18 protein-coding genes are annotated in these 20,178 nt (G+C 62.8%); 8 read left to right on the forward strand and 10 right to left on the reverse strand.

Translation table 11 applies throughout. The annotated features are described in order from the left end of the window. Positions 1-29: 29 nt before the first annotated feature. Genes NO357_RS10805 through hslO form a run of 4 tightly spaced genes read right to left on the reverse strand, consistent with a single transcriptional unit; the run spans position 30 to position 4,012 of the window. The gene (locus NO357_RS10805) at positions 30-1,253 is read right to left on the reverse strand and encodes a class I SAM-dependent RNA methyltransferase (RefSeq protein ID WP_306735685.1); all 1,224 of its coding nucleotides are present in this window, start codon (positions 1,251-1,253) and stop codon (positions 30-32) included. 5 nt (positions 1,254-1,258) lie between these two features. Continuing rightward, positions 1,259-2,419, reverse strand: coding sequence for a CCA tRNA nucleotidyltransferase (locus NO357_RS10810; protein WP_306735686.1), 1,161 nt, complete (start codon positions 2,417-2,419; stop codon positions 1,259-1,261). A 5-nt stretch (positions 2,420-2,424) separates the two neighbouring features. Beyond that, positions 2,425-3,024, reverse strand: coding sequence for a CoA pyrophosphatase (locus tag NO357_RS10815; RefSeq protein WP_306735687.1), 600 nt, complete (start codon positions 3,022-3,024; stop codon positions 2,425-2,427). Beyond that, positions 3,014-4,012, reverse strand: coding sequence for an Hsp33 family molecular chaperone HslO (gene hslO / locus NO357_RS10820; protein WP_306735688.1), 999 nt, complete (start codon positions 4,010-4,012; stop codon positions 3,014-3,016). Before hslO ends, NO357_RS10815 begins: the two co-directional genes overlap by 11 nt. Positions 4,013-4,101: 89 nt before the next feature. Between hslO and NO357_RS10825 the strand changes: the two genes are divergently transcribed. Then, on the forward strand, positions 4,102-4,545 hold the full coding sequence (locus NO357_RS10825) for an NUDIX domain-containing protein (RefSeq protein WP_306735689.1): 444 nt from the start codon (positions 4,102-4,104) through the stop codon (positions 4,543-4,545). Here NO357_RS10825 and NO357_RS10830 read toward each other — a convergent pair. Then, positions 4,527-5,810: a PP2C family protein-serine/threonine phosphatase gene (locus tag NO357_RS10830; protein WP_306735690.1), complete on the reverse strand. Its 1,284-nt coding sequence runs from the start codon at positions 5,808-5,810 to the stop codon at positions 4,527-4,529. The genes NO357_RS10825 and NO357_RS10830 overlap by 19 nt on opposite strands. A 181-nt stretch (positions 5,811-5,991) precedes the next feature. Between NO357_RS10830 and NO357_RS10835 the strand changes: the two genes are divergently transcribed. Next, positions 5,992-6,324 carry an Hpt domain-containing protein gene (locus NO357_RS10835; protein ID WP_306735691.1) on the forward strand — a complete coding sequence of 111 codons (333 nt, stop codon included), beginning with the start codon at positions 5,992-5,994 and terminating at the stop codon, positions 6,322-6,324. A 9-nt stretch (positions 6,325-6,333) separates the two neighbouring features. On the opposite strand, the gene ilvA is transcribed toward NO357_RS10835, so the two are convergent. Further along, positions 6,334-7,572 (reverse strand): threonine ammonia-lyase IlvA, encoded by a 1,239-nt coding sequence (gene ilvA / locus NO357_RS10840; protein ID WP_306736176.1) that lies wholly within the window; start codon positions 7,570-7,572, stop codon positions 6,334-6,336. Between the two features lie 114 nt (positions 7,573-7,686). Between ilvA and NO357_RS10845 the strand changes: the two genes are divergently transcribed. After that, positions 7,687-8,916, forward strand: a complete 1,230-nt coding sequence (locus NO357_RS10845) for an argininosuccinate synthase (protein ID WP_306735692.1) — start codon at positions 7,687-7,689, stop codon at positions 8,914-8,916. Positions 8,917-9,061: 145 nt separating this feature from the next. On the opposite strand, the gene NO357_RS10850 is transcribed toward NO357_RS10845, so the two are convergent. Together NO357_RS10850 and NO357_RS10855 are read right to left on the reverse strand one after the other, a co-directional pair. Beyond that, entirely contained in the window at positions 9,062-9,775 is a 714-nt protein-coding gene (locus tag NO357_RS10850; protein ID WP_306735693.1) for a sulfotransferase-like domain-containing protein, read from the reverse strand. A gap of 43 nt (positions 9,776-9,818) precedes the next feature. After that, positions 9,819-10,739: a D-amino acid aminotransferase gene (locus NO357_RS10855; RefSeq protein WP_306735694.1), complete on the reverse strand. Its 921-nt coding sequence runs from the start codon at positions 10,737-10,739 to the stop codon at positions 9,819-9,821. A 142-nt stretch (positions 10,740-10,881) separates the two neighbouring features. On the opposite strand from NO357_RS10855, the gene msrA reads away from it, so the two are divergent. After that, positions 10,882-11,541, forward strand: a complete 660-nt coding sequence (gene msrA / locus NO357_RS10860) for a peptide-methionine (S)-S-oxide reductase MsrA (RefSeq protein ID WP_306735695.1) — start codon at positions 10,882-10,884, stop codon at positions 11,539-11,541. 61 nt (positions 11,542-11,602) lie between these two features. Here the strand turns inward: msrA and NO357_RS10865 are convergent, their stop codons facing one another. Next, positions 11,603-12,484 carry a ribokinase gene (locus tag NO357_RS10865; RefSeq protein WP_306735696.1) on the reverse strand — a complete coding sequence of 294 codons (882 nt, stop codon included), beginning with the start codon at positions 12,482-12,484 and terminating at the stop codon, positions 11,603-11,605. Positions 12,485-12,532: 48 nt separating this feature from the next. Next, a complete protein-coding gene (locus tag NO357_RS10870) occupies positions 12,533-14,788 on the reverse strand; it encodes an NADP-dependent malic enzyme (RefSeq protein ID WP_306735697.1) in 2,256 nt (751 codons plus the stop codon). 156 nt (positions 14,789-14,944) lie between these two features. On the opposite strand from NO357_RS10870, the gene mutS reads away from it, so the two are divergent. The 4 genes from mutS to NO357_RS10890 all read left to right on the forward strand — a co-directional run bounded on the left by mutS (position 14,945) and on the right by NO357_RS10890 (position 20,159). Then, a complete protein-coding gene (gene mutS / locus NO357_RS10875; protein ID WP_306736177.1) occupies positions 14,945-17,569 on the forward strand; it encodes a DNA mismatch repair protein MutS in 2,625 nt (874 codons plus the stop codon). A gap of 123 nt (positions 17,570-17,692) precedes the next feature. Next, positions 17,693-18,604 carry a histone deacetylase family protein gene (locus tag NO357_RS10880; protein WP_306735698.1) on the forward strand — a complete coding sequence of 304 codons (912 nt, stop codon included), beginning with the start codon at positions 17,693-17,695 and terminating at the stop codon, positions 18,602-18,604. A gap of 402 nt (positions 18,605-19,006) precedes the next feature. Then, positions 19,007-19,249 (forward strand): exodeoxyribonuclease VII small subunit, encoded by a 243-nt coding sequence (locus NO357_RS10885; RefSeq protein ID WP_306735699.1) that lies wholly within the window; start codon positions 19,007-19,009, stop codon positions 19,247-19,249. A gap of 1 nt (position 19,250) precedes the next feature. Next, the gene (locus tag NO357_RS10890; RefSeq protein ID WP_376744370.1) at positions 19,251-20,159 is read left to right on the forward strand and encodes a polyprenyl synthetase family protein; all 909 of its coding nucleotides are present in this window, start codon (positions 19,251-19,253) and stop codon (positions 20,157-20,159) included. Positions 20,160-20,178: the final 19 nt, after the last annotated feature.

Raw genomic sequence — 20,178 nt, forward strand, 5'->3', positions numbered from 1 at the left:
CCTCGGTCAATGTAGCGATTTTTCGAGGGTCACTTCGATGTGAGCGTGAATCGTGCCACAAGTTCGATATGGGTCGACCAGCGGAACTGGTCGACAGGTTGCACCCAATCGAGCGCATATCCCGCGGCGACGAGGTGTCTGGCGTCGCGCGCGAAGGTAACCGGATTGCATGAGACATAGGCGATCCGTCGGGTCCCGGACCGCCCTAACTCGGTCACCTGCGCCTCGGCTCCGGCGCGCGGCGGGTCTATGACGCAGGCGTCGAAGCGGTCGATCTCGTCGGCCATCAGAGGGCGGCGGAACAGATCGCGCGCTTCGGTCGTCACCTTGCGCAGCCCCTGGGCATGGCGCCAGCCGTGGTCGAGTGCCGCAGTCATCGCCTTGTCGCCCTCGACGGCATGAATTTCGGCGATTTCGGCGAGCGGCAGAGAGAAAGTGCCGCACCCGGCGAAAAGATCGATAATGCGGGCCGCGTCCTGCACGATCTCACAGACTGCTTTGAGAAGAGCCTCCTCACCGCTTTGCGTTGCCTGAAGAAAGGCGCCGGGCGGGGGTGTCACAAAAGCCTTGCCGAAGCGATGCTGCGGCGGGCGACGGGTGGCGATAATCTCGCCGTTCCAGGACAGCCGTGCCAGGTCATGACGCTCGGCCTCCTGCGCAAGCGTCAGCAGGAGCGGTCCATCGGACGGCAGACCGCCCTCGACCGCGATATCGAGTCCATTGTCCGAGCGTGTGACCGACAGACTCAGCTCTCCGCGACGGCTGGCCCCGGCAAGTGCCAGAGATTCGGCGATTGGAAGGGCTCGCATGACATCCGGGTGCAGCAGAAGGCAGTCAGGAATCGCCGTGATGACGTCCGAGGCGCGGGTGTGGAACCCGGCCAGCGCCCCCTTCTTCGTGCGTCGGGCCGACAGCGTGGCGCGGCGGCGCGAACGGGGTTCGGAAGTGATGATCGGGCGGATTTCGGTGTCAAGCCCGTTGGCGGCCAATGCGCGGGCGATCACTTCGGTCTTCCAGCGTGACACGAAGCCGTCCGAGGCGTGCTGCAAATGGCAGCCGCCGCAGGATTTGTAGTGCCGGCAGGGCGGTGACACACGGTCGGCGGACGGCTCGAGGATTCTGATATCGGTCAGCGTGTTGCCATCGCGCTGACCGCTTACCGTCTCTCCCGGAAGGCAGCGCGGGGCGAAGACAGGGCCGTTGGCAACACCGTCTCCATGATGGCCGAGTCGTTCGATGACAAAGGTTTCCACGAAGCTTACTCCGAAGCTTGGGCGATCAGCTCGTCACGGCTCAGCCGGAAGCCCGAATCGATCCACGCCTCTTCAAGCACTTTCATCATCCGTCCAAGCGCAGGGCCCTGAAGACTTGGCATCAGATCGCGTGCCTTGATCGGGAACGTTGCCTCTGCTCCCTGGCGTGCGGTGTCGAAATGATCGTGGATCAGCGGCGTTCCCATCATCGCCGCATGCAGCAACAGGATGTCGCGGGCGTTCTCGTAGCCATAGCGATAGCCCAGATGGCCAGCCGATCCCATGTCGGAAAGCTCTTCCCGCAAGGCCTTGAGTCGCGCGGCTTCTTTGTTGGACAGCCGGAAGCGATGCGCCGGCGCGTCGCCGCCAAGCGCCGCCAAACGGCGGATCGCGTCCGGCGGAATTCCATGACTGCTCTCGAGGTGGATCAGCGGCGCCAGTGCGGTGTCGTCGGCGCCTGGCAGGATATGGGCCAGGACGCCAGTTGCGCGCATCGCCGCCACCGAAGGAGCCGGGTCGGGGGCCCGCAACAACTTTTTCATTTCGGCACCGACACGTTCTCGCGACAATCGGTCAAGCCCGTCGAGATGGGTGCCGATTGCCGCCAGCCCGTCGGGATCGAGCCCGTCTTCCGGATCGCCATACCAGGCATGGAAGCGGAAAAAGCGCAGGATTCGCAGATAGTCTTCGCGGATGCGCTCCACCGGATCCTCGATGAAACGTACGTGGCGAGCTTTCAGATCCCTGAGACCGCCCAGCGGGTCGATCACCTGGCCGGACGCATCGGCGTACAGCGCGTTCATAGTGAAATCACGTCGCCGCGCATCGTCGGCGATTTCCTTCGAAAAGGCGATCACGGCGCGTCGGCCGTCGGTTTCGACGTCGTGGCGGAAGGTGGTGATCTCGTGCGGGAGACCGCCGGCGACAACGGTGACGGTGCCGTGGTCGATTCCGGTGGGTACCACCTTGAACCCGGCGGCCTCTTCCAGCGCCATCACTTCTGCTGGTTCGGCATCGGTGGCGATGTCGATATCGCTGACCTCAACCCCCAGCAGCGCGTTGCGCACACAACCGCCGACGAATAAAGCCTGATGCCCGGCGTCGGTCAGCGCCCGGCAAACGGCCTGGGTTTTCGAATTGCTGAACCAATCGCCGGTGATCTTCATGACGCTTAGCCCCTCATCCGTTCCGCCAGACCGCGCAGGATCCGCGCGGTCGCACCCCAGATGTAATAGGGGCCGAAGGGCACCGTGTAGTAGTACCGCCGCTGCCCCAGCCAACGCCGCGACTCGACTCGGAACCGCGCCGGATCGGTGACATGGGCCAAGGGTACGCGGAACACCTCGTCAACCTCACCCGGCTCCGGGATCGGATCGAAAGCTGCAAGGACACGACCCAGGACTGGCGTGACGGTAAAGCCGGTGACGGTTTCGTGGCTGGGCAGCGTGCCAAGCAGGTCGACGTTCTCCGGCGGTAGGCCGATCTCTTCCCGCGCCTCGCGCAGGGCGGCAGCGGTGACATCACTGTCGCCTTCGTCCTGTTTGCCGCCCGGAAAGGCGATCTGGCCCGGATGGTGTTTCAGGCCCGAGGCTCGCTTGGTCAGGATCACCTCAAGCGCGCCGTTCCTCTCGATGAACGGCACCAAAACCCCCGCCGGGCGCAGTTTCCGACCCGGAGGCAGCACCGTATCGGGGTTGAGGTCGAAATCGGAGGACGCGCCGCCGGATCTCGACAGGGCTGCGCGCAGGGGCTCAAAAGGGTCAGTCGCCACTGTTCCCGCTTTCTTCCGCCTCGAAGCCGACGGTTTTGGGATCGAGATCGTAGTGCGCGCCGCAGAATTGGCAATCGGCGGTGACACGGCCGCCCTCGGTGGTCATCTTTTCGATGTCGCGGGCCGAGTAGATCGACAGGCTCTGGCGCACGCGCTCTTCCGAGCAGGTGCAGCCGAAGCGCACCGGCTGGGCGTCGAACACGCGCGGTCCCTCTTCATGGAAGAGCCGCACCAGCAGGTCGGTTGGCGGCACGACCGGGCCGATCAGCTCCATGTGCTCGACCGTGTCGAGCAGGATGTTTACCCGGTTCCAGTTTTCACCTTCGTCGCCATCGAGCAGATCGTCCGCCTGCAGCAGCCCACCGTCACCGGACCCTTCGCCGGACTTGGCGTGGAGCGAGGCCTTGGGCATGTGCTGAAGCATGATGCCGCCAGCGCGCCAGTGTTCGGCGACGCCGGGTTGTGACGACTTGCCGAACCCCAGCGAGAACCGGGTAGGCAGCTGTTCGGACTGGGCAAAATAGGCTTCGGCGCACGCAGCGAGCGAGCCGCCGGCCAGCGGCGTGATTCCCTGATAGGGCTGCATGCCCTTCCCCTGGTCGATCAGGATCGCAAAATAGCCTTCGCCCACCTGTTCAAAGGGGGGGCCGTCGGTGATCCGGTCGGGATCGAAGCTGGCATAGGCGCGGATGCGGGCCGAGCGGCCTTCCTCGTCGGGGGCGAAATAATCGGTGGCGATCATCCGCACCGGGCCCTTGGACTGAACCTGAAGCGAAAGCTTCCACCGCAGCTTGACCGTCTGGCCGATCAGCGCGGTCAGCAGCACCATCTCGGCCACCAGCGCCTCAACCGGCGCGGGATAGTCGTGCTGGCGCAGGATGCCACCGAGCACACCGTCGAGCCGGGCCACGCGGCCACGCATGTCCGACTTGTCGAGCTGAAACGGTAGGACGGTGTCGTCCCAAGCGATTTTCTGTCCGAGTGTCATGGGATACCCTATCTGCGCCGGGGTTTCGGCATACCGCGATGACATAGGCACGGCAAGGGCCGGCGCAAGGGTTGGGGCCACGAGGGGTTATGATCAAGAGATACGGGACACCGCCGAAAGAAGGACAGCGCCATGTGCTCCGGCGCGGGGTTTATGCTGTTTTGCCACGTGACGGAGACGTTCTGCTGACCTTCCAGGCGGCGCCGTTCGAGGAGTTCCAACTGCCGGGCGGCGGGATAGATCCGGGCGAATCGCCGGTTCAGGCATTGCATCGCGAGGTCTACGAGGAAACCGGCTGGAAGATCGCCACGCCACGGCGCCTGGGGGCCTTCCGGCGTTTTACCTACATGCCTGAATACGACCTTTGGGCCGAGAAGCTATGCGAAATTTACATTGCCCGGCCGGTGCTGCAGCTTGGACCGCCAGTCGAACCGGACCATCAGGCGATCTGGACCGAGGCGCGTGCGGCGGCCCATTTTCTGGCCAATGCCGGCGACCGGGCTTTCGCAATGCGCTATGCCAAGGGAGCGTGAAACTCCAGCAGGATGGCGGAGACATCATCGGGAAAATCGCCGTCTTCGGCATAGTGGGACAGCCTCCAGATCAGTGTCTCTAGAAGCACGGGGCCTGACACATCCGCCAGTTCTCGCATGATCGTCTCGAGCCCGTCCTCTCCAAGCAAGTCGCCGTCAACGGAGGGGCATTCGATGATCCCGTCGGAGAAGATCATCAAACGGTCGCCGGGCGCCAGAAAGGTTTCGAACGCCTCGTATTGTGCGCCGCCAATCAAGCCGACCGGCAGTCCACCCGGGCCGGTCTGAGTGATTGTGCCGTCGCGCCGCTGGACCAGCGGGTGAGGGTGCCCGGCCTGTGCCATGCGGACCCGGCCCGTGGTCAGGTCCACATCGGCCAAAAGCAGGGTGAAGTAATGTTCGGTCTCCATCTCGTCGAGCACCAACTGGTTCAGGTGCTCGATGACCCGGGCCGGTGCCAGCAGGCGGTGGCCGCCGCCCGGCGCCTCTTCGATGGCGATGTTCTGTTCCGGCGAGGTCGAGGACAGATACCCCGCCAGCCGCGCTGTCATCAGGGCAGAACTGATCCCGTGACCGGAAACATCGATGGCGAACAGACCAACTCGGCTGTCGCCCACGGGGAAGAACCCGACCAGATCCCCGCCGACATGGCCACTGGACTGCAGCATGAGAGAAACCTCGGCCGTGCCGAAATCGCGGTGCCGTTCACGCAGCAGGGACTGCTGCAGCTTCTTGGCCTCGATCAGATCACTGTCGATCGACTCGTATAGAGATTGAAGTTTCTCCAGCGTGGTCTTGATCAAGCGGTTTTTCTCGGTCAACTCGCGTTCCATGCTGAGGATACGCTCCCCAGCGGTTAAACGCGCACGCAGCTCGGCTGGGTTCACCGGTTTGGTCAGGAAATCGTCGGCCCCGTTATCGAGACCCTTGGCAACCTCGTCCTTCTCGCTTTTTGAGGTCAACAGGATGAAATAGCCGTATCGGTCGCGTTTCATTGCGCGGAAGGCTTTGCAGAAGGTCAACCCGTCCATTCCGGGCATCATCCAGTCGCTGATCACCATATCGGGGTGAGCCTGCTCGCAGATACGCAACGCCTCTTGCCCCGATGAGGCTTCAAGCACGCGATAGCCCCATCGTGTCAGGGACGCTTGCAGGATCTTGCGTTGCAGGCGACTGTCATCAACCAAGAGCACCACCCGTTCCGCCACATGTCTGGCGAGATTGCTGAGGTCGTTTTGCCGTGGTGTCTGAGGGGCGTGTTTCATTGGGTGTGGTCGTTTCCTCGGGTTGGCCGCGCGCAGGGTTCAGCCATTATCCGAGGCGGTTTAAGAAGCCATGAAAGTTAAAATTCAGCCTGAAAACTCACAGAATACGGACTTGCGAAAGGCCGTGTTAACACGCGGCCACTACCCTGGCCGGGCTTGGTCAGGACGGAGGCGTGGCGACATGATTGATTGGGACAAGGTGATCGAGCTTCGCGAAGAGATCGGTGAAGAGGATTTCGCGGAAGTGGTAGATCTGTTTCTGGAAGAGGTTGATGAGGCGATGACACAACTGCGGGCCGGGTTGCCGCAGGAAAAATGGGAATGCTGTCTGCACTTTCTGAAAGGCAGCGCCCTCAATCTCGGGTTCGAGGCGTTCTCCACACTGTGCGCCTCCGGCGAGGTCGCCGCGGCGTCGGGTGATCATGACGAGATCGACCTTGCCGAAGTGATCACAACTTACGACCAGTCGAAAGCGACGTTCCTGGCAGACCTGAAGGACAGGCTGGCCGCATGAGCCATGGGGTCAGATCAGGAACTCAGCCAGAGTCTCGTCACTGGTTATGTCGCGGTAAACGAACCCGGCGGCGTCAAGCCGCTGGAACAGTTCCTGAAAATTCGATGGTGCCGAGGTTTCGATCCCGATCAGGACCGAGCCGAAGTTTCGGGCCGATTTCTTGAGGTATTCGAAGCGCGCAATGTCATCATCCGGCCCGAGTATGCTGAGGAACTCCTTGAGCGCACCGGGACGCTGCGGCAGGCGCAGGATAAAATACTTTTTCACGCCCGAGAAGCGCTGAGCCCGTTCCTTGACCTCTGGCAGGCGTTCGAAATCGAAGTTGCCGCCCGAGGTGATACAGACCACCTGTTTGCCCTTGATCCTGTCGGCGACGTCGACCAGCGCGTCGACCGCCAGGGCGCCGGCGGGTTCGAGAACGATACCCTCGACATTCAGCATTTCCAGCATGGTGACGCAGATGCGATCCTCGGGCGCCGCGTAAATCTTTGCGGAATCGATGTTTTTCAGAGCCTCGAACGGATGTGCCCCGATCCGCGCCACCGCCGCGCCATCGACGAAACTGTCGACCTTGCCCAGCGTTACAGGTTCGCCCGCGGCGACCGCGGCGGCGAGGCTGGTGCCGCCAAGGGGCTCGACGAAGCTGTAGTCGACCGCATCGCCGAAATACTGCACCACGCCGGCCGATAATCCGCCGCCGCCCACCGGCAGGATGATATGGTCAGGCGCGCCGCTCATCTGGTCGGCGATCTCGACCGCGACCGAGGCCTGGCCTTCGATCACGTCGTCGTCATCGAACGGTGCAAGAAAATGCCCGCCCTCGGCAGCACAGAAGCGCTGCGCTTCGGACAGGGTATCGTCGAAATAGTCGCCGACCAGCCGGATCTCGACCGCATCACCGCCGAAGATCCGGGTCTTCTGCACCTTCTGCTGCGGCGTGGTCACCGGCATGAAGATCACGCCGTGAACGCCAAAATACTGGCACATATAGGCCACGCCCTGCGCGTGATTGCCGGCCGAGGCGCAGACGAACAGTTTCGACGCCGGGGCCTGATCCAGCACCTTGCGCATCGCGTTGAAGGCGCCGCGCAGCTTGTAAGACCGCACAGGTGTCAAATCCTCGCGCTTGAGCCAGATATCGCAGCCAAACCTTTCGGAAAGGTGAACGTTGCGTTGCAGCGGCGTGTCGGGGAACACCTGACGCATGGCGCGTTCGGCGGCGCGGGCACGGGTATGGAAATCTTGCACGAAGCTCATGACCTGACTGAGTGCAACAAAGCGGCCTGCCCGCGCAAGCCCCGCACCTTGCCCTGCGACACAAAACCTTATATCGCGCCCCTGACAAAACCGAGGGGAACAGCGATGTCCGCGCCGAAGAAAGTTGTGCTGGCCTATTCCGGGGGCCTTGATACGTCGATCATCCTGAAATGGCTGCAGACGGAATATGGCTGCGAGGTGGTGACCTTCACCGCCGACCTAGGCCAGGGCGAAGAGCTGGACCCGGCGCGCAAGAAGGCGGAACTGCTTGGGATCAAACCGGAAAATATCTACATCGAGGACATTCGCGAAGAGTTCGTACGCGACTTCGTGTTCCCGATGTTCCGGGCCAATGCCCAGTACGAGGGGCTCTATCTTCTCGGCACGTCGATTGCGCGGCCCTTGATTTCCAAGCGCCTGATCGAGATCGCCGAAGAAACCGGCGCCGATGCCGTGGCGCATGGCGCCACCGGCAAGGGTAATGACCAGGTGCGGTTCGAACTGGCGGCCTATGCGCTCAACCCCGACATCAAGGTCATCGCGCCCTGGCGGGAGTGGGATCTGACGAGCCGCACCAAGCTGATCGATTTCGCCGAGAAAAACCAGATTCCCATTGCCAAGGACAAGCGCGGTGAGGCGCCGTTCTCGGTCGATGCCAACCTGCTGCACACCTCGTCCGAGGGCAAGGTTTTGGAGGATCCGGCGGTCGATGCGCCGGACTATGTCTACCAGCGCACGGTGCATCCCGAGGATGCGCCAAATGAGGCGGAATTCATTGAGGTCGGCTTCGAGAAAGGCGATGCCGTCAGCATCAACGGCGAGGCATTGAGCCCGGCTAACCTTCTGACATCACTCAACGAATATGGCCGAAAACATGGCGTCGGGCGGCTTGATCTGGTCGAGGGACGCTTCGTGGGGATGAAATCGCGCGGCATCTATGAAACGCCGGGCGGGACCATCCTGCTGGAGGCGCATCGCGGCATCGAAAGCATCACCATGGATCGTGGGGCGATGCATCTGAAGGATCAGATCATGCCGCAATATGCCGAGCTGATCTATAATGGTTTTTGGTATTCGCCCGAGCGCGAAATGCTGCAGGCATTGATCGACAAGAGCCAGGAGCATGTTACCGGCACAGTACGGCTGAAACTTTTCAAGGGCTTGGCCCGGACGGTCGGCCGCTGGTCGGAGCATTCGCTTTATTCGGAAGAGCACGTGACCTTCGAGGACGATGCAGGCGCCTATGACCAGAAGGACGCGGCCGGTTTCATCAAGCTCAACGCGCTGCGGCTGCGGCTGCTGGCGATGCGTGACCGGCGGATGAAGGGCAAGTAACCGGCAGGTTTCCGCCGTTGGTTAACGGCGAATCAGAAGGTGGAATCCGGTGTATGGCAGCCTGGCTGGCACGCTGGCTGGCAACCTGTATGGCGCCAAACGCCTGATTCACCGGCTTAACGATGCGCCCGCGGTTAATACCGGGTTAAAGCTTCACCGCGGCGAGTTTTTCGTAGGATGGCATCGCCTGGGCGGCCAATTCGGCGCGATCCGGCGTGAGCGTGGGCAGCGGGCCTTCGGCCGGGGCAAAGCCGGTCGAGGCGTGAACCGCGCCGTACCAATGCGCGGCCCAAACGCCGTCTTGCGCATGGCCTCCCACAGGCCAGGCCAGCATTGCCGTATCAAAGCCGAGACCGATGGCATGGCAAAGACGGCGAAGCATGACCTCGGGATTACGGCGGATGTCGGAGCTGTCGATCACCACGGGGTTGCCGCCGGCAACGGTCACCTCGTCGTAAAGTTCGGCCTGTTGCAGAAAGCCGATGTCGGTGAGCGTCGGGTTGTCGTACTTGGCCCCGAAACTGGCGACCACCCGAGCCGGGTGACGGATCAGGAAAACATTCACGACTTCGGTCATCCAGTCGCGGGGGATGCCGGGGATCATGTGCTGGGTCATGTGCTTCTGATAGAAATGCGGCTTTTGGGCGGAAATAGGGCCTACTATAGCCTTGGCCACCAGATCGGGGTCGGTGGGTTGCGAGGCCAGGATCTCGTCGCGCATCGGGTGGTTGAGACCGGTCAATTTCAGATAGGCGGCGTAGAAGGGTTCATCGACCACGGCAAAATCGGGCCGCGCCCCAAAGGAGTACATCATCGCGGTCGACAGGTTGCGGGGGCCAGACCACATGGCGATGCGCATATCGTGGGACCTTTCTTTGGGGATGGAGCGTCGAAAGCGCACCCTACGGGGTCGGTCCGGCAGGATCGCGCTGGATCAGGGCCTTGTAGAGCCCACGGAGGCGTTCGGTCATCGGGCCGATTTCACCTGTTCCGATTTGTCGCCCGTCAATCTCTCCCACCGGGGTCTGGGCGCCGAACGTGCCGGTGAGAAAAGCCTCGTCGGCGCCGTAGGTGTCGACCAGAGAATAGTTGCGCTGGTAAACCGGGATGCCGTTTTCGCGGCACAGGTCGATGACCTTCTGGCGGGTGATGCCGTTCATGCAATAGTCGCCCGTGCTGGTCCAGACCTCGCCCTTGCGGACGATGAAGAAGTTGCAGGCGTTGGTGGTGTTCACGAAGCCATGCACGTCGAGCATCAGCGCCTCGTCGGCGCCGGCCTTTTCGGCGGCGATGCAGGCGAGGATGCAGTTGAGCTTGGAATGCGAGTTGAGCTTTGGATCCTGGCTCATCGGCATGCCACGAATATGCGGAACGGTGGCGAGACGGATCGGGCGCGGGATCGTGGGGCGGGAATGTTCCATGATGATGGTGACGGTGGGGCCCTGCCGGCTGAGTGCAGGGTGCTGGAAGGGGCGGGTTTTCACGCCCCGTGTCACCATCAGCCGGGCATGGGCGTCGGTCTGCATGCCATTGGTTTCTTGCGTCTCTAATAAAGCAGAAATCACCTGGTCGCGGCTCATGCCGATGTCGAGATCGATGGCCTTGGCGGCCTCGAACAGGCGGTCCATGTGCTCGTCCAGAAAGGCCCAGCTGCCGTCATAGAGCCGCAATCCCTCCCACACGCCGTCTCCGAGCATAAAGCCGCTGTCATAGACCGACACCATAGCCTGCACCTTGGGGACGAGCCGGCCGTTCAGCCAGATCAGGATTTCCTCGTTGCGGACGTCTTCCTCGGCCTGGTGTGTGGTGACATGATCTTGCATGAGCCCCTCCTATGTTCTGCACGCTAGCGAGTTTTGGAACGATGCCAAGGGGTCACACACCCTCACCTGTCCGTGAAATCTGGTTTTATGGGATTGGCCCGGCACGGCCCGGCACGCATGCTGATGTCAAGAGGACATTGCCATGGTGACGACAAAAGACTTCAAACCGTTGGCGCTGAGCGTGCTGATCGTGGTGGCGCTGCTGATGCAATGCAGCCGGGCGATGGCCGGACCGCGAGAGACGCTGGTCGTGGCGGGAGGCTGTTTCTGGTGCGTCGAGGAGAATTTCGAGAAAGTGCCGGGGGTGATTTCGGCGGTGTCAGGCTATACCGGCGGACATGTCAAGAACCCGACCTACAAGCAGGTGACGCGCGGCGGTACCGGGCATTACGAGGCGGTTAAGATCACCTTCGATGCCGGGCGGGTGAGCCGGGAACGTCTGTTGCAACTGTTCTTCCGCTCGGTGGATCCGACCGACCCTAGCGGCCAGTTCTGTGACCGCGGGAAGAGCTATCGCACGGCGATATTCGTCTCTAACGCGGCGGAAAAGGCACTGGCCGAGAAGGTGAAAGCAGAGGCACAGGCAGCGCTGGAGCAGAAAGTCGTGACGCCGGTGCTGGCAGCCAAGCCGTTCTATTTGGCCGAGGATTACCACCAGGACTACTACAAGGGATCCAAGATCGTCCTGACACGGGCCGGGTCGAAGAAACAGTCGTCAGCCTACAAGTTCTATCGCAGGTCCTGCGGTCGCGATGCGCGGGTGCGCCAGTTGTGGGGGAACGCGGCGGCGTTTGCCGGGTGACCGGACCGTTGAGGCTGTGCCCCTACACCCTCAGAGTATTTCGGAAAGATGAATAGACGGGTCAGCCTTGTGCGTTCAGAAAGGCATCGACCTCGTGGCGGGCCGGGATGGCGTCGGCGGTGCCGGGACGGGTGACCTGGATCGCCGAGGCGGCGGCGCCAAGGCGCATGGCTTTTTCGGGACTCAGGCCTTCGTTCAGGCCGGCGGCCACATAGCCGATGAAACAGTCGCCCGCGCCGGTGGTGTCGACCGGCGTGACCCGGAAGGCGGCGACATCGAGATCGCGGCCGCGTTGCAGATCGTGCCAGGTGGAGCCGTCTGCCCCCTTGGTGATCAGCAGATGCGGCACCGGCAGGTCGGTCAGCCCGCAGCGCAGCGCCTTGGTGAGTTGACCGGCCTCGACGGCGTTCATCACCAGAAGGTCGACATGCGGCATAACGGCCTCGACCGCAGCGGCCGAAAAAGGGGCGGCGGAGTAGATCACGAACAATCCCGCAGCACGCGCCAGCCTGGCCGCTTCGAGCTGAAGATCGGTTTCGTTCTGCAGCATCAGCATATCGCCCTGGCTGGCGGCGGAAATGGCAGATTCAAGGTGAGTTAGAGACTGTTCCTGATTTGCACCCGAAAAAATGACGATGGCGTTTTCGCCCGCCGGATCGACGTTGATGATGGCGTGTGCCGTGGGTGTGTCGACCTGGCTGACATGGGCGCAGTCGACGCCGAAGGCGCGCATCCGGGCCACCATCGGCGCACCGTCGGGACCGACGGAACCGATATGGATCACGGGCGCCCCGGCCAGTGCGGCAGCCACCGACTGGTTGGCGCCCTTGCCGCCAAGTCCGGTGGAATAGGTGGTGGCAGGCAGGGTTTCGCCGGGTGTGGGCAGGTGCGGCACAGAATAGAAATGGTCGACGTTGATCGAACCGAGATTGAAGATGGTCATTGGCCGCCCTTTTCTTGCTTCGGAGCGAGATTGGGCGGATTGCCCACTCTACCCGACTTTACATGCGGCCAGCACCGCCATGTTGAGGATATCGTTCACGGTTGAGTTAGACGAGCAAATCTGGATCGACTTGTCCACACCGGCGAGAATCGGCCCGATCACCGTGGCGCCGGCCATCTCTTGCATCAGCTTGACAGAGATCGACGCCGAGTGCCGCGCGGGGACGACGAGAATGTTGGCCGGACCCGACAGCCGGGAAAAGGGATAGTTGGCCTGAGCCGTGGCGTTCAACGCCACATCGACTGTCATTTCGCCATCATATTCGAAATCGACCCTGCGTTGGTCGAGCACGTTGGGCGCGAGATGCATTTTCTCGGCCCGTTCCGACCTGGGATATCCGAAAGTCGAGAAGCTGACGAAAGCAACTCGCGGTTCGAGCCCGAGGTGGCGGGCCACGTCGGCCGAACGTTCGGCGATATTGGCGAGATCTTCCTCGTCGGGCCATTCATGCACCAGCGTGTCGGCGATCAGCACGATCCGGCCTTTGTGCAGCACGGCGGTGACGCCGACGGCGCCGTGCTCGGCATCGGCGTCGAAGACGTGGTTGATCAAATCCATCACATGCGCCGATTTCCGGGTTGCCCCGGTGACCAGAGCGTCGCCGTGGCCGTGGGCCAGCATCAGAGCCGAAAACACGTGCCGATCGCGCGCGGCCAGGCGATGAATGTCGTGCCGGTCGAAGCCTTTGCGCTGCAGCCGGCTGTAGAGGAATTCCTTGTATGCGGTCAGATACGTCGTGTTGGCGGCGTTCACGACCTCAAGCTCGGGCACCGCGTCGGCAAGCCCCTCGGCCGAGAGCTTGGCTTTGACATCCGTTTCGCGGCCGACGACAAGCGCCTTGCCCATGCCGGCGCGCTGGTATTGGACGGCAGCGCGCAGCACGCGCGGGTCGTCACCCTCGGCAAAGATCATCGTCGCCTGTGCCGCGCGGGCGCGGGTGTTGAGGCTGCGCAGGATGCTGGCCGTCGGGTCCATCCGGCTCTTGAGATTGAGCTGGTAGGCCTCCATGTCGATAATCGGGCGGCGGGCGGCGCCAGTGTCCATGCCGGCCTGCGCGACGGCGGGCGGAATCGTGTAGATGAGGCGCGGGTCGAACGGGGTCGGGATGATGTAGTCGCGACCGAAAGACAGTTTCTTTCCATAAGCCATGCCGACTTCGTCGGGCACGTCTTCGCGCGCCAGGGCGGCCAGGGCTTCGGCGCAGGCGATCTTCATCTCGTCATTGATGGCGCGGGCATGGATGTCCAGAGCGCCGCGGAAGAGATAGGGGAAACCCAGAACGTTATTGACCTGGTTGGGGTAGTCCGAGCGCCCGGTCGCGACGATGGCGTCTTCGCGCACCTCGTGCGCCTCTTCCGGCGTAATCTCGGGGTCGGGATTGGCCATGGCGAAGATGACCGGGTTGTCGTTCATCGACGCGACCATTTCGGGAGTCACCGCCCCCTTTGCCGAAACGCCAAGGAACACGTCGGCGCCGGTCATGGCGTCTTCCAGAGTGCGCAGGTCGGTCTTTACCGCATGGGCCGATTTCCACTGGTTCATGCCGGATTCGCGGCCCTGGAAAATCACGCCCTTGGTGTCACAGACGATGCAGTTTTCATGCCGCGCGCCCATGCGTTTCAGGAGTTCGATACAGGCGATCCCGGCGGCGCCGGCGCCGTTGAGGACTATTTTGCAATCCTCGATCTTTTTGCCGGAAAGGTGCAGGGCGTTGATCAGTCCGGCGGCGCAGATCACGGCGGTGCCGTGCTGGTCATCGTGGAAGACGGGAATATCGAGCTGCTCTTTCAGCGTCTGCTCGATGATGAAGCATTCGGGCGCCTTGATGTCCTCGAGGTTGATGCCGCCGAAGGTGGGGGCCATCAGGCGGACGGCCTGGATGAAGGCGTCGGGGTCTTCGGTATCGAGCTCGATATCGATCGAGTTGACGTCGGCGAAGCGTTTGAACAGCACCGATTTGCCTTCCATCACCGGCTTGGAGCCCATGGCACCGAGATTGCCGAGGCCGAGAACGGCAGTACCGTTGGAGATCACGGCCACCAGGTTGCCCTTGTTGGTGTAGTCGTAGACCAGGTCGGGATTGGCCGCGATTTCCTCACAAGGCACCGCGACGCCGGGGGAATAGGCGAGGCTGAGGTCGCGCTGGGTGTTCATCGGCACGGTGGCCTGAACTTCCCACTTGCCAGGGGTCGGTTCGAGATGGAACTGCAGCGCGTCTTCGCGGGTGAACTTGGTCTTGGACATCGGTCTACCTTGCGTGGAGTCAGGGCGTCATACATGGGGCGCGCTCTCCGCTCAACCGAAAGAAGGTCTTTCGCGCCGCGGGCGGGGTTTGTAAGGTCGCGGGGATATGAAAACCGGGGGGCTTTCGTGACATCTGGCAAATCTGCCGTGACGCCGATGATGGCGCAATTCCTGGAGATCAAGGCCGGCTATCCGGGGGCCTTGCTGTTCTACCGGATGGGCGATTTCTATGAGCTGTTCTTCGACGATGCGGTGGCGGCGAGCGAAGCGTTGGATATCGCGCTGACCAAGCGCGGCAAACACCTGGGCGAGGACATTCCGATGTGCGGCGTGCCGGTGCATTCGGCGGAAGGGTATCTGCTGACGCTGATCCGCAAGGGGTTCCGCGTGGCGGTGTGCGAACAGTTGGAAGATCCGGCCGAGGCCAAGAAGCGCGGTTCAAAGGCGGTGGTGAAGCGCGACGTGGTGCGGCTGGTGACGCCGGGCACGCTGACCGAGGAATCGCTTCTGGAGGCGCGGCGGCACAATTTTCTGTGTGCCTATGCCGAGGTGAGGGATGCGGCGGCGCTGGCCTGGGTCGATATCTCGACCGGGGCGTTTCATGTGCTGCCCTTGTCGCCGGTCCGACTGGGGCCGGAACTGGCACGGCTCGGGCCCTCGGAAGTGGTGGTTTCCGAATCGAAAGAGGCGGATCTGGCAGAAACAGTGACAGAATCGGGGGCGTCGATGACGACGCTGGCGCGGTCGGCGTTCGATTCCGCTTCGGCCGAAACGCGGCTGAAAGCGCTGTTCGGGGTCGAGGCGCTGGAAGCGTTCGGACAGTTTTCACGGGCCGAGTTGTCGGCGATGGGGGCGATCGTCGAATGGTTGGAGATCACCCAGAAGGGCAAGCTGCCGATCCTGCGGGCGCCGATGCGCGAGGCGGAGGCGCGTGTCATGCAGATCGACGCCGCGACGCGGGCAAACCTGGAGCTGACTCGATCCTTGTCGGGCAAGCGGCAGGGATCGTTGCTGGCGACGATTGACAGGACGGTCACGGCGGGTGGGGCGCGGCTGTTGGAGCGTCGGTTGTCGAGCCCGTCACGCGTGTCGGAGGTGGTGCAGGATCGACTGGATGCGGTGGCCTTTGCGCTGGAACAGGGTCGAATTTCGGCGGATTTGCGTGAAGACCTGCGACGCGTTCCCGATCTTGACCGCGCCCTGTCGCGGTTGGGGTTGGAACGCGGCGGGCCACGGGATCTGACAGCGGTGCGCAATGCGTTGACACAGGCGGATGCGATTGCCAGCGCACTGGGCGAAATGGGCCTTCCGGCGCTCTTGGCCGAAGCCGTGCAAAGCCTGCGTGGGCATGGCGAGCTGCTGAACCTGCTGGACCAGGCGCTGGTGGCCGAACCGCCCTTGCTGGCGCGGGATGGCGGGTTCATTGCCGAAGGGTTCGACTTGGAACTGGATGAATGCCGTCGGCTGCGCGACGAAGGCCGCGGGGTGATTGCGGGCATGCAGGCCGAATACCAAGCGCAGACCGGGATCCAGAGCTTGAAGATCAAGCACAACAACGTGCTGGGCTATTTCGTCGAAGTGACGGCGACCCATGCCGACAAGATGCTGTCGGAGCCGCTTTCGGACACGTTCAAGCATCGCCAGACGACGGCCAATCAGGTGCGGTTTACAACCGTTCCGCTGAGCGAGATGGAGACCAGGATCCTGAACGCCGGGGGGCGGGCGATCGAGATCGAAAAGCGGCTCTATTCCGGCTTGAGCAGCTCGATCCTGGACGTTTCGGACAAGCTTTACGCGGCGGCGCGGGGGCTGGCCGAGCTCGATCTGGCCGCCGGCCTCGCCGATCTGGCGCGGGGCGAGAACTGGTGTCGGCCGAAGGTGGACGAAAGCCGCAAGCTGATTATCGAGGGCGGGCGGCATCCGGTGGTGGAACAGGCGCTGAAAGCCAGCGGCGAGCCGTTTGTCGCTAATGACTGCGCGCTGGGGGACGGCGAGGATATCTGGCTGCTGACCGGGCCGAACATGGCCGGTAAATCGACCTTCCTGAGACAGAACGCGCTGATCGCGGTGCTGGCGCAGATGGGATCCTATGTGCCCGCGACACGGGCCGAGATCGGGATGGTCAGCCAGCTGTTTTCCCGCGTCGGTGCGAGCGATGACCTGGCGCGGGGACGGTCGACGTTCATGGTGGAAATGGTCGAGACAGCGGCGATTCTCAACCAGGCGGACGATCATGCGCTGGTGATCCTGGACGAAATCGGGCGGGGCACGGCGACGTGGGACGGGCTGTCGATTGCCTGGGCGACGCTGGAGCATCTGCACGATGTGAACCGCTGCCGGGCCTTGTTCGCGACGCATTACCACGAGATGACCTCGCTGTCGGTGAAACTGGAGCGGGTGGAGAACGCCACCGTGACGGTGAAGGAGTGGGAGGGCGAAGTGATCTTCCTGCACGAAGTCAGACAAGGCGCCGCGGACCGGTCGTACGGCGTGCAGGTGGCGAAACTGGCCGGGCTCCCGCCGGCGGTGGTGGCGCGGGCCAAGGTGGTACTGGAGGCGCTGGAAAAAGGGGAGCGCGAGGGGGCGGCGAACCCGAAGGTGCTGATCGACGATCTGCCGCTGTTTTCGGCCACGGCAGTGCAGGCTTCAACCCCGGCGGCCGAGAAAGAAAGCGCGATTGAGGCCATGTTAGAGACGATTCATCCCGACGAGATGACCCCCCGCGAGGCACTGCGGGCGCTGTATGAGCTGAAAGATGCGCTGAAAGGGGAACCGGGCTGAATCCAGCCCGGCCCAGAATTCAGGGAAATGTTCCGGAAATAGGGAAAGCGGGATGGAGATCAGACCGGCGGATGCCGCCAATTGCGCCTTGTCTCCTGCACGCGAATGGCGTTTGTTGAGGCCATGACGACGCTTTTGATCACACATCCCGACTGTCTGAACCACGTCACTCCGCCGGGCCATCCCGAGCAGGTGGCGCGGCTGAAATACATAGAGGCGGCACTGGCGCGAATCGAGGGGTTGGACAGGCGCGAAGCGCCGCTTTGCGACGAGGCAGATATATTGCGTTGCCATCCCAGGGCCTATCTCGACGCGATTGCCACTAACGGCGCCGGGCAGCTCGATGCCGATACCTGGATGAGCGAGGGATCGTATCAGGCGGCGCGGCGGGCCGTCGGCGGCGCAGTGGCCGCGGTGGACGCGGTGGTGGCGGGCGAGGTCAGGAACGCGTTTGTGGCGACCCGTCCTCCGGGGCACCATGCCGAGACGGCGAAGCCGATGGGGTTCTGTCTGTTCGGAAATGTCTCTATTGCAGCCAAACACGCGCTGGATGGGCACGGGATGAGCCGCGTGGCTGTGATCGATTTCGACGTGCATCACGGCAACGGGACGCAGGATCTGTTGTGGAACGAGGCGCGGGCGTTTTTCGCGACGTCGCAGCAGATGCCGCTCTGGCCCGGCACGGGTGACCCGAGCGAGCGCGGTGCGCATGACAATGTGCTGAACGTGCCGCTTGCGCCCGGGACGGGCGGGGCCGAGATGCGGGACGCGTATCAGCGGCAGGTCTTTCCCCGGGTCGACTCGTTCGAACCGGAGATGATCCTGATTTCTGCCGGGTTCGATGCCCATGCCGAGGACCCGCTGGCCAACCTCAACTGGGAAACCGAGGATTTCACCTGGCTGACCGAAGAGATCTGCGCGCTGGCTGACAAACATTGTGGCGGCCGGATCGTATCGGTGCTGGAAGGCGGTTATGATCTCGATGCACTGAGCGAGAGCGTGGCGACACATGTGGCAGGATTGATGGCGGGGTAACCCGTGCAGCGCGGGCAGGCACGCGGCCTACGTGATCTGTCGTAGGTTCTGAAAGAGGGCTTTGGACATGTCGAGCGCGTGGGCGATGCGGTTGTCGCTTATCTGCGGTTCTTGAACTTGGTCAGGGTCTCGAACGCGACGGGGTAGGTCGGAAAGGCCCGGACCTCGTCATCGGTCAGGGTGAAGTTTTGGAAGAAAGCGCCGATCGCACCGGCAGCGACAGCGAACTCGCGCCTTGCCCAAGGCAGCACGCGCGGCGTGCCATGTGGGCCAGCGTCCGGGCCATGCCCGTGTCGATGATGCTCGTGAAAGCCGCTTGGGCTGGGCGCTTCGGGACTTCATCCGAATTGAACCCGCGGTTCGGCGCGGGTAAGGTGGCGCGGCGAATGATCGGAGGATGACATGAGTGACCGCCCAGTTTCCGAAATGAGTTTCGAGGAGGCCATGGCCGAGCTGGAGCAGGTCGTAGGCCAGCTGGAGCGGGGCGACGTGGCGCTGGACGAATCGATCAAGCTTTACGAGCGCGGCGCCGAGTTGAAGAAACGCTGCGAGGCCAAGCTGAAGGAAGCCGAGGAAAAGGTCGCGGCGATCACGCTTGATGGTGAGGGCAACCCGGCGGGGCTGAAGCCGGTCGAAGGGCTTTGACTTGGCCGACAAGTTCATCATCAAGGAAATCGTGGATCTGGACCGCAAGCCTTTTCCGGAGGCGAACGCACAGGCGCGGGAAATCGCGCAAAACCTGATCGCACGGCATCTGGTCGATTTGGACAGCCCGGTCAGTCAGGCGATGCGCTATGCGAGCAACGGGGGTAAGGGATTGCGGGCCTTTCTGGTGCTGGAGAGTGCCCGGCTTCACGGGATCGGGAGCTCGCGGGCGGGGTTCGCGGCGGCTGCAATCGAGGCGTTGCATGCCTATAGTCTTGTGCATGACGATCTGCCCTGTATGGACGATGATGACATGCGTCGCGGGCAACCCACCGTGCATCGCAGATGGGACGAGGCAACTGCCGTTCTGGCCGGTGACGCTCTGCAGTCGTTGGCCTTTCAGTTTCTGGTGCTGTGCGACTGCCCGGCCGGGGCGAAGCTAACCCTGATCGGGCGGTTCGCCGCAGCGGCCGGTATTCGCGGGATGGTTGGCGGCCAGGAAATGGACATCGCAGCCGAGCGCGCGGCGCAACCGCTGACACTCGACGAGATAACCTGCCTGCAGGCCGGAAAGACCGGGGCGCTGATACGCTGGTCGGCTGAGGCAGGAGCGGTCATGGCGGGCGAAAATCATTCCCCTCTGGGTCGCTATGGAGAGGAGCTTGGTCTGGCCTTCCAGATCTGGGATGATGTGCTGGACGTGGAAGGCGATGCCGAGACCGTGGGCAAGGCCGTCGGCAAGGACGATGCCGCCGGAAAGGCCACTTTTGTTTCGCACCTGGGTCTTGATGGGGCGAAACGCCGCGCGGCGGAGCTTGTAGAGGCGGCCTGCGACGCCCTATCTGTTTACGGTAACGAGGCCGAGACCTTGCGGGAGGCCGCCCGCTTCGTTATCTCGCGCCGGAAGTGACCGTGCCCTGAAAGGCCAC

It is taken from the genome of Marimonas arenosa (assembly GCF_030848945.1).
In the GTDB taxonomy this organism is placed as follows: Bacteria; Pseudomonadota; Alphaproteobacteria; order Rhodobacterales; family Rhodobacteraceae; genus Marimonas; species Marimonas arenosa.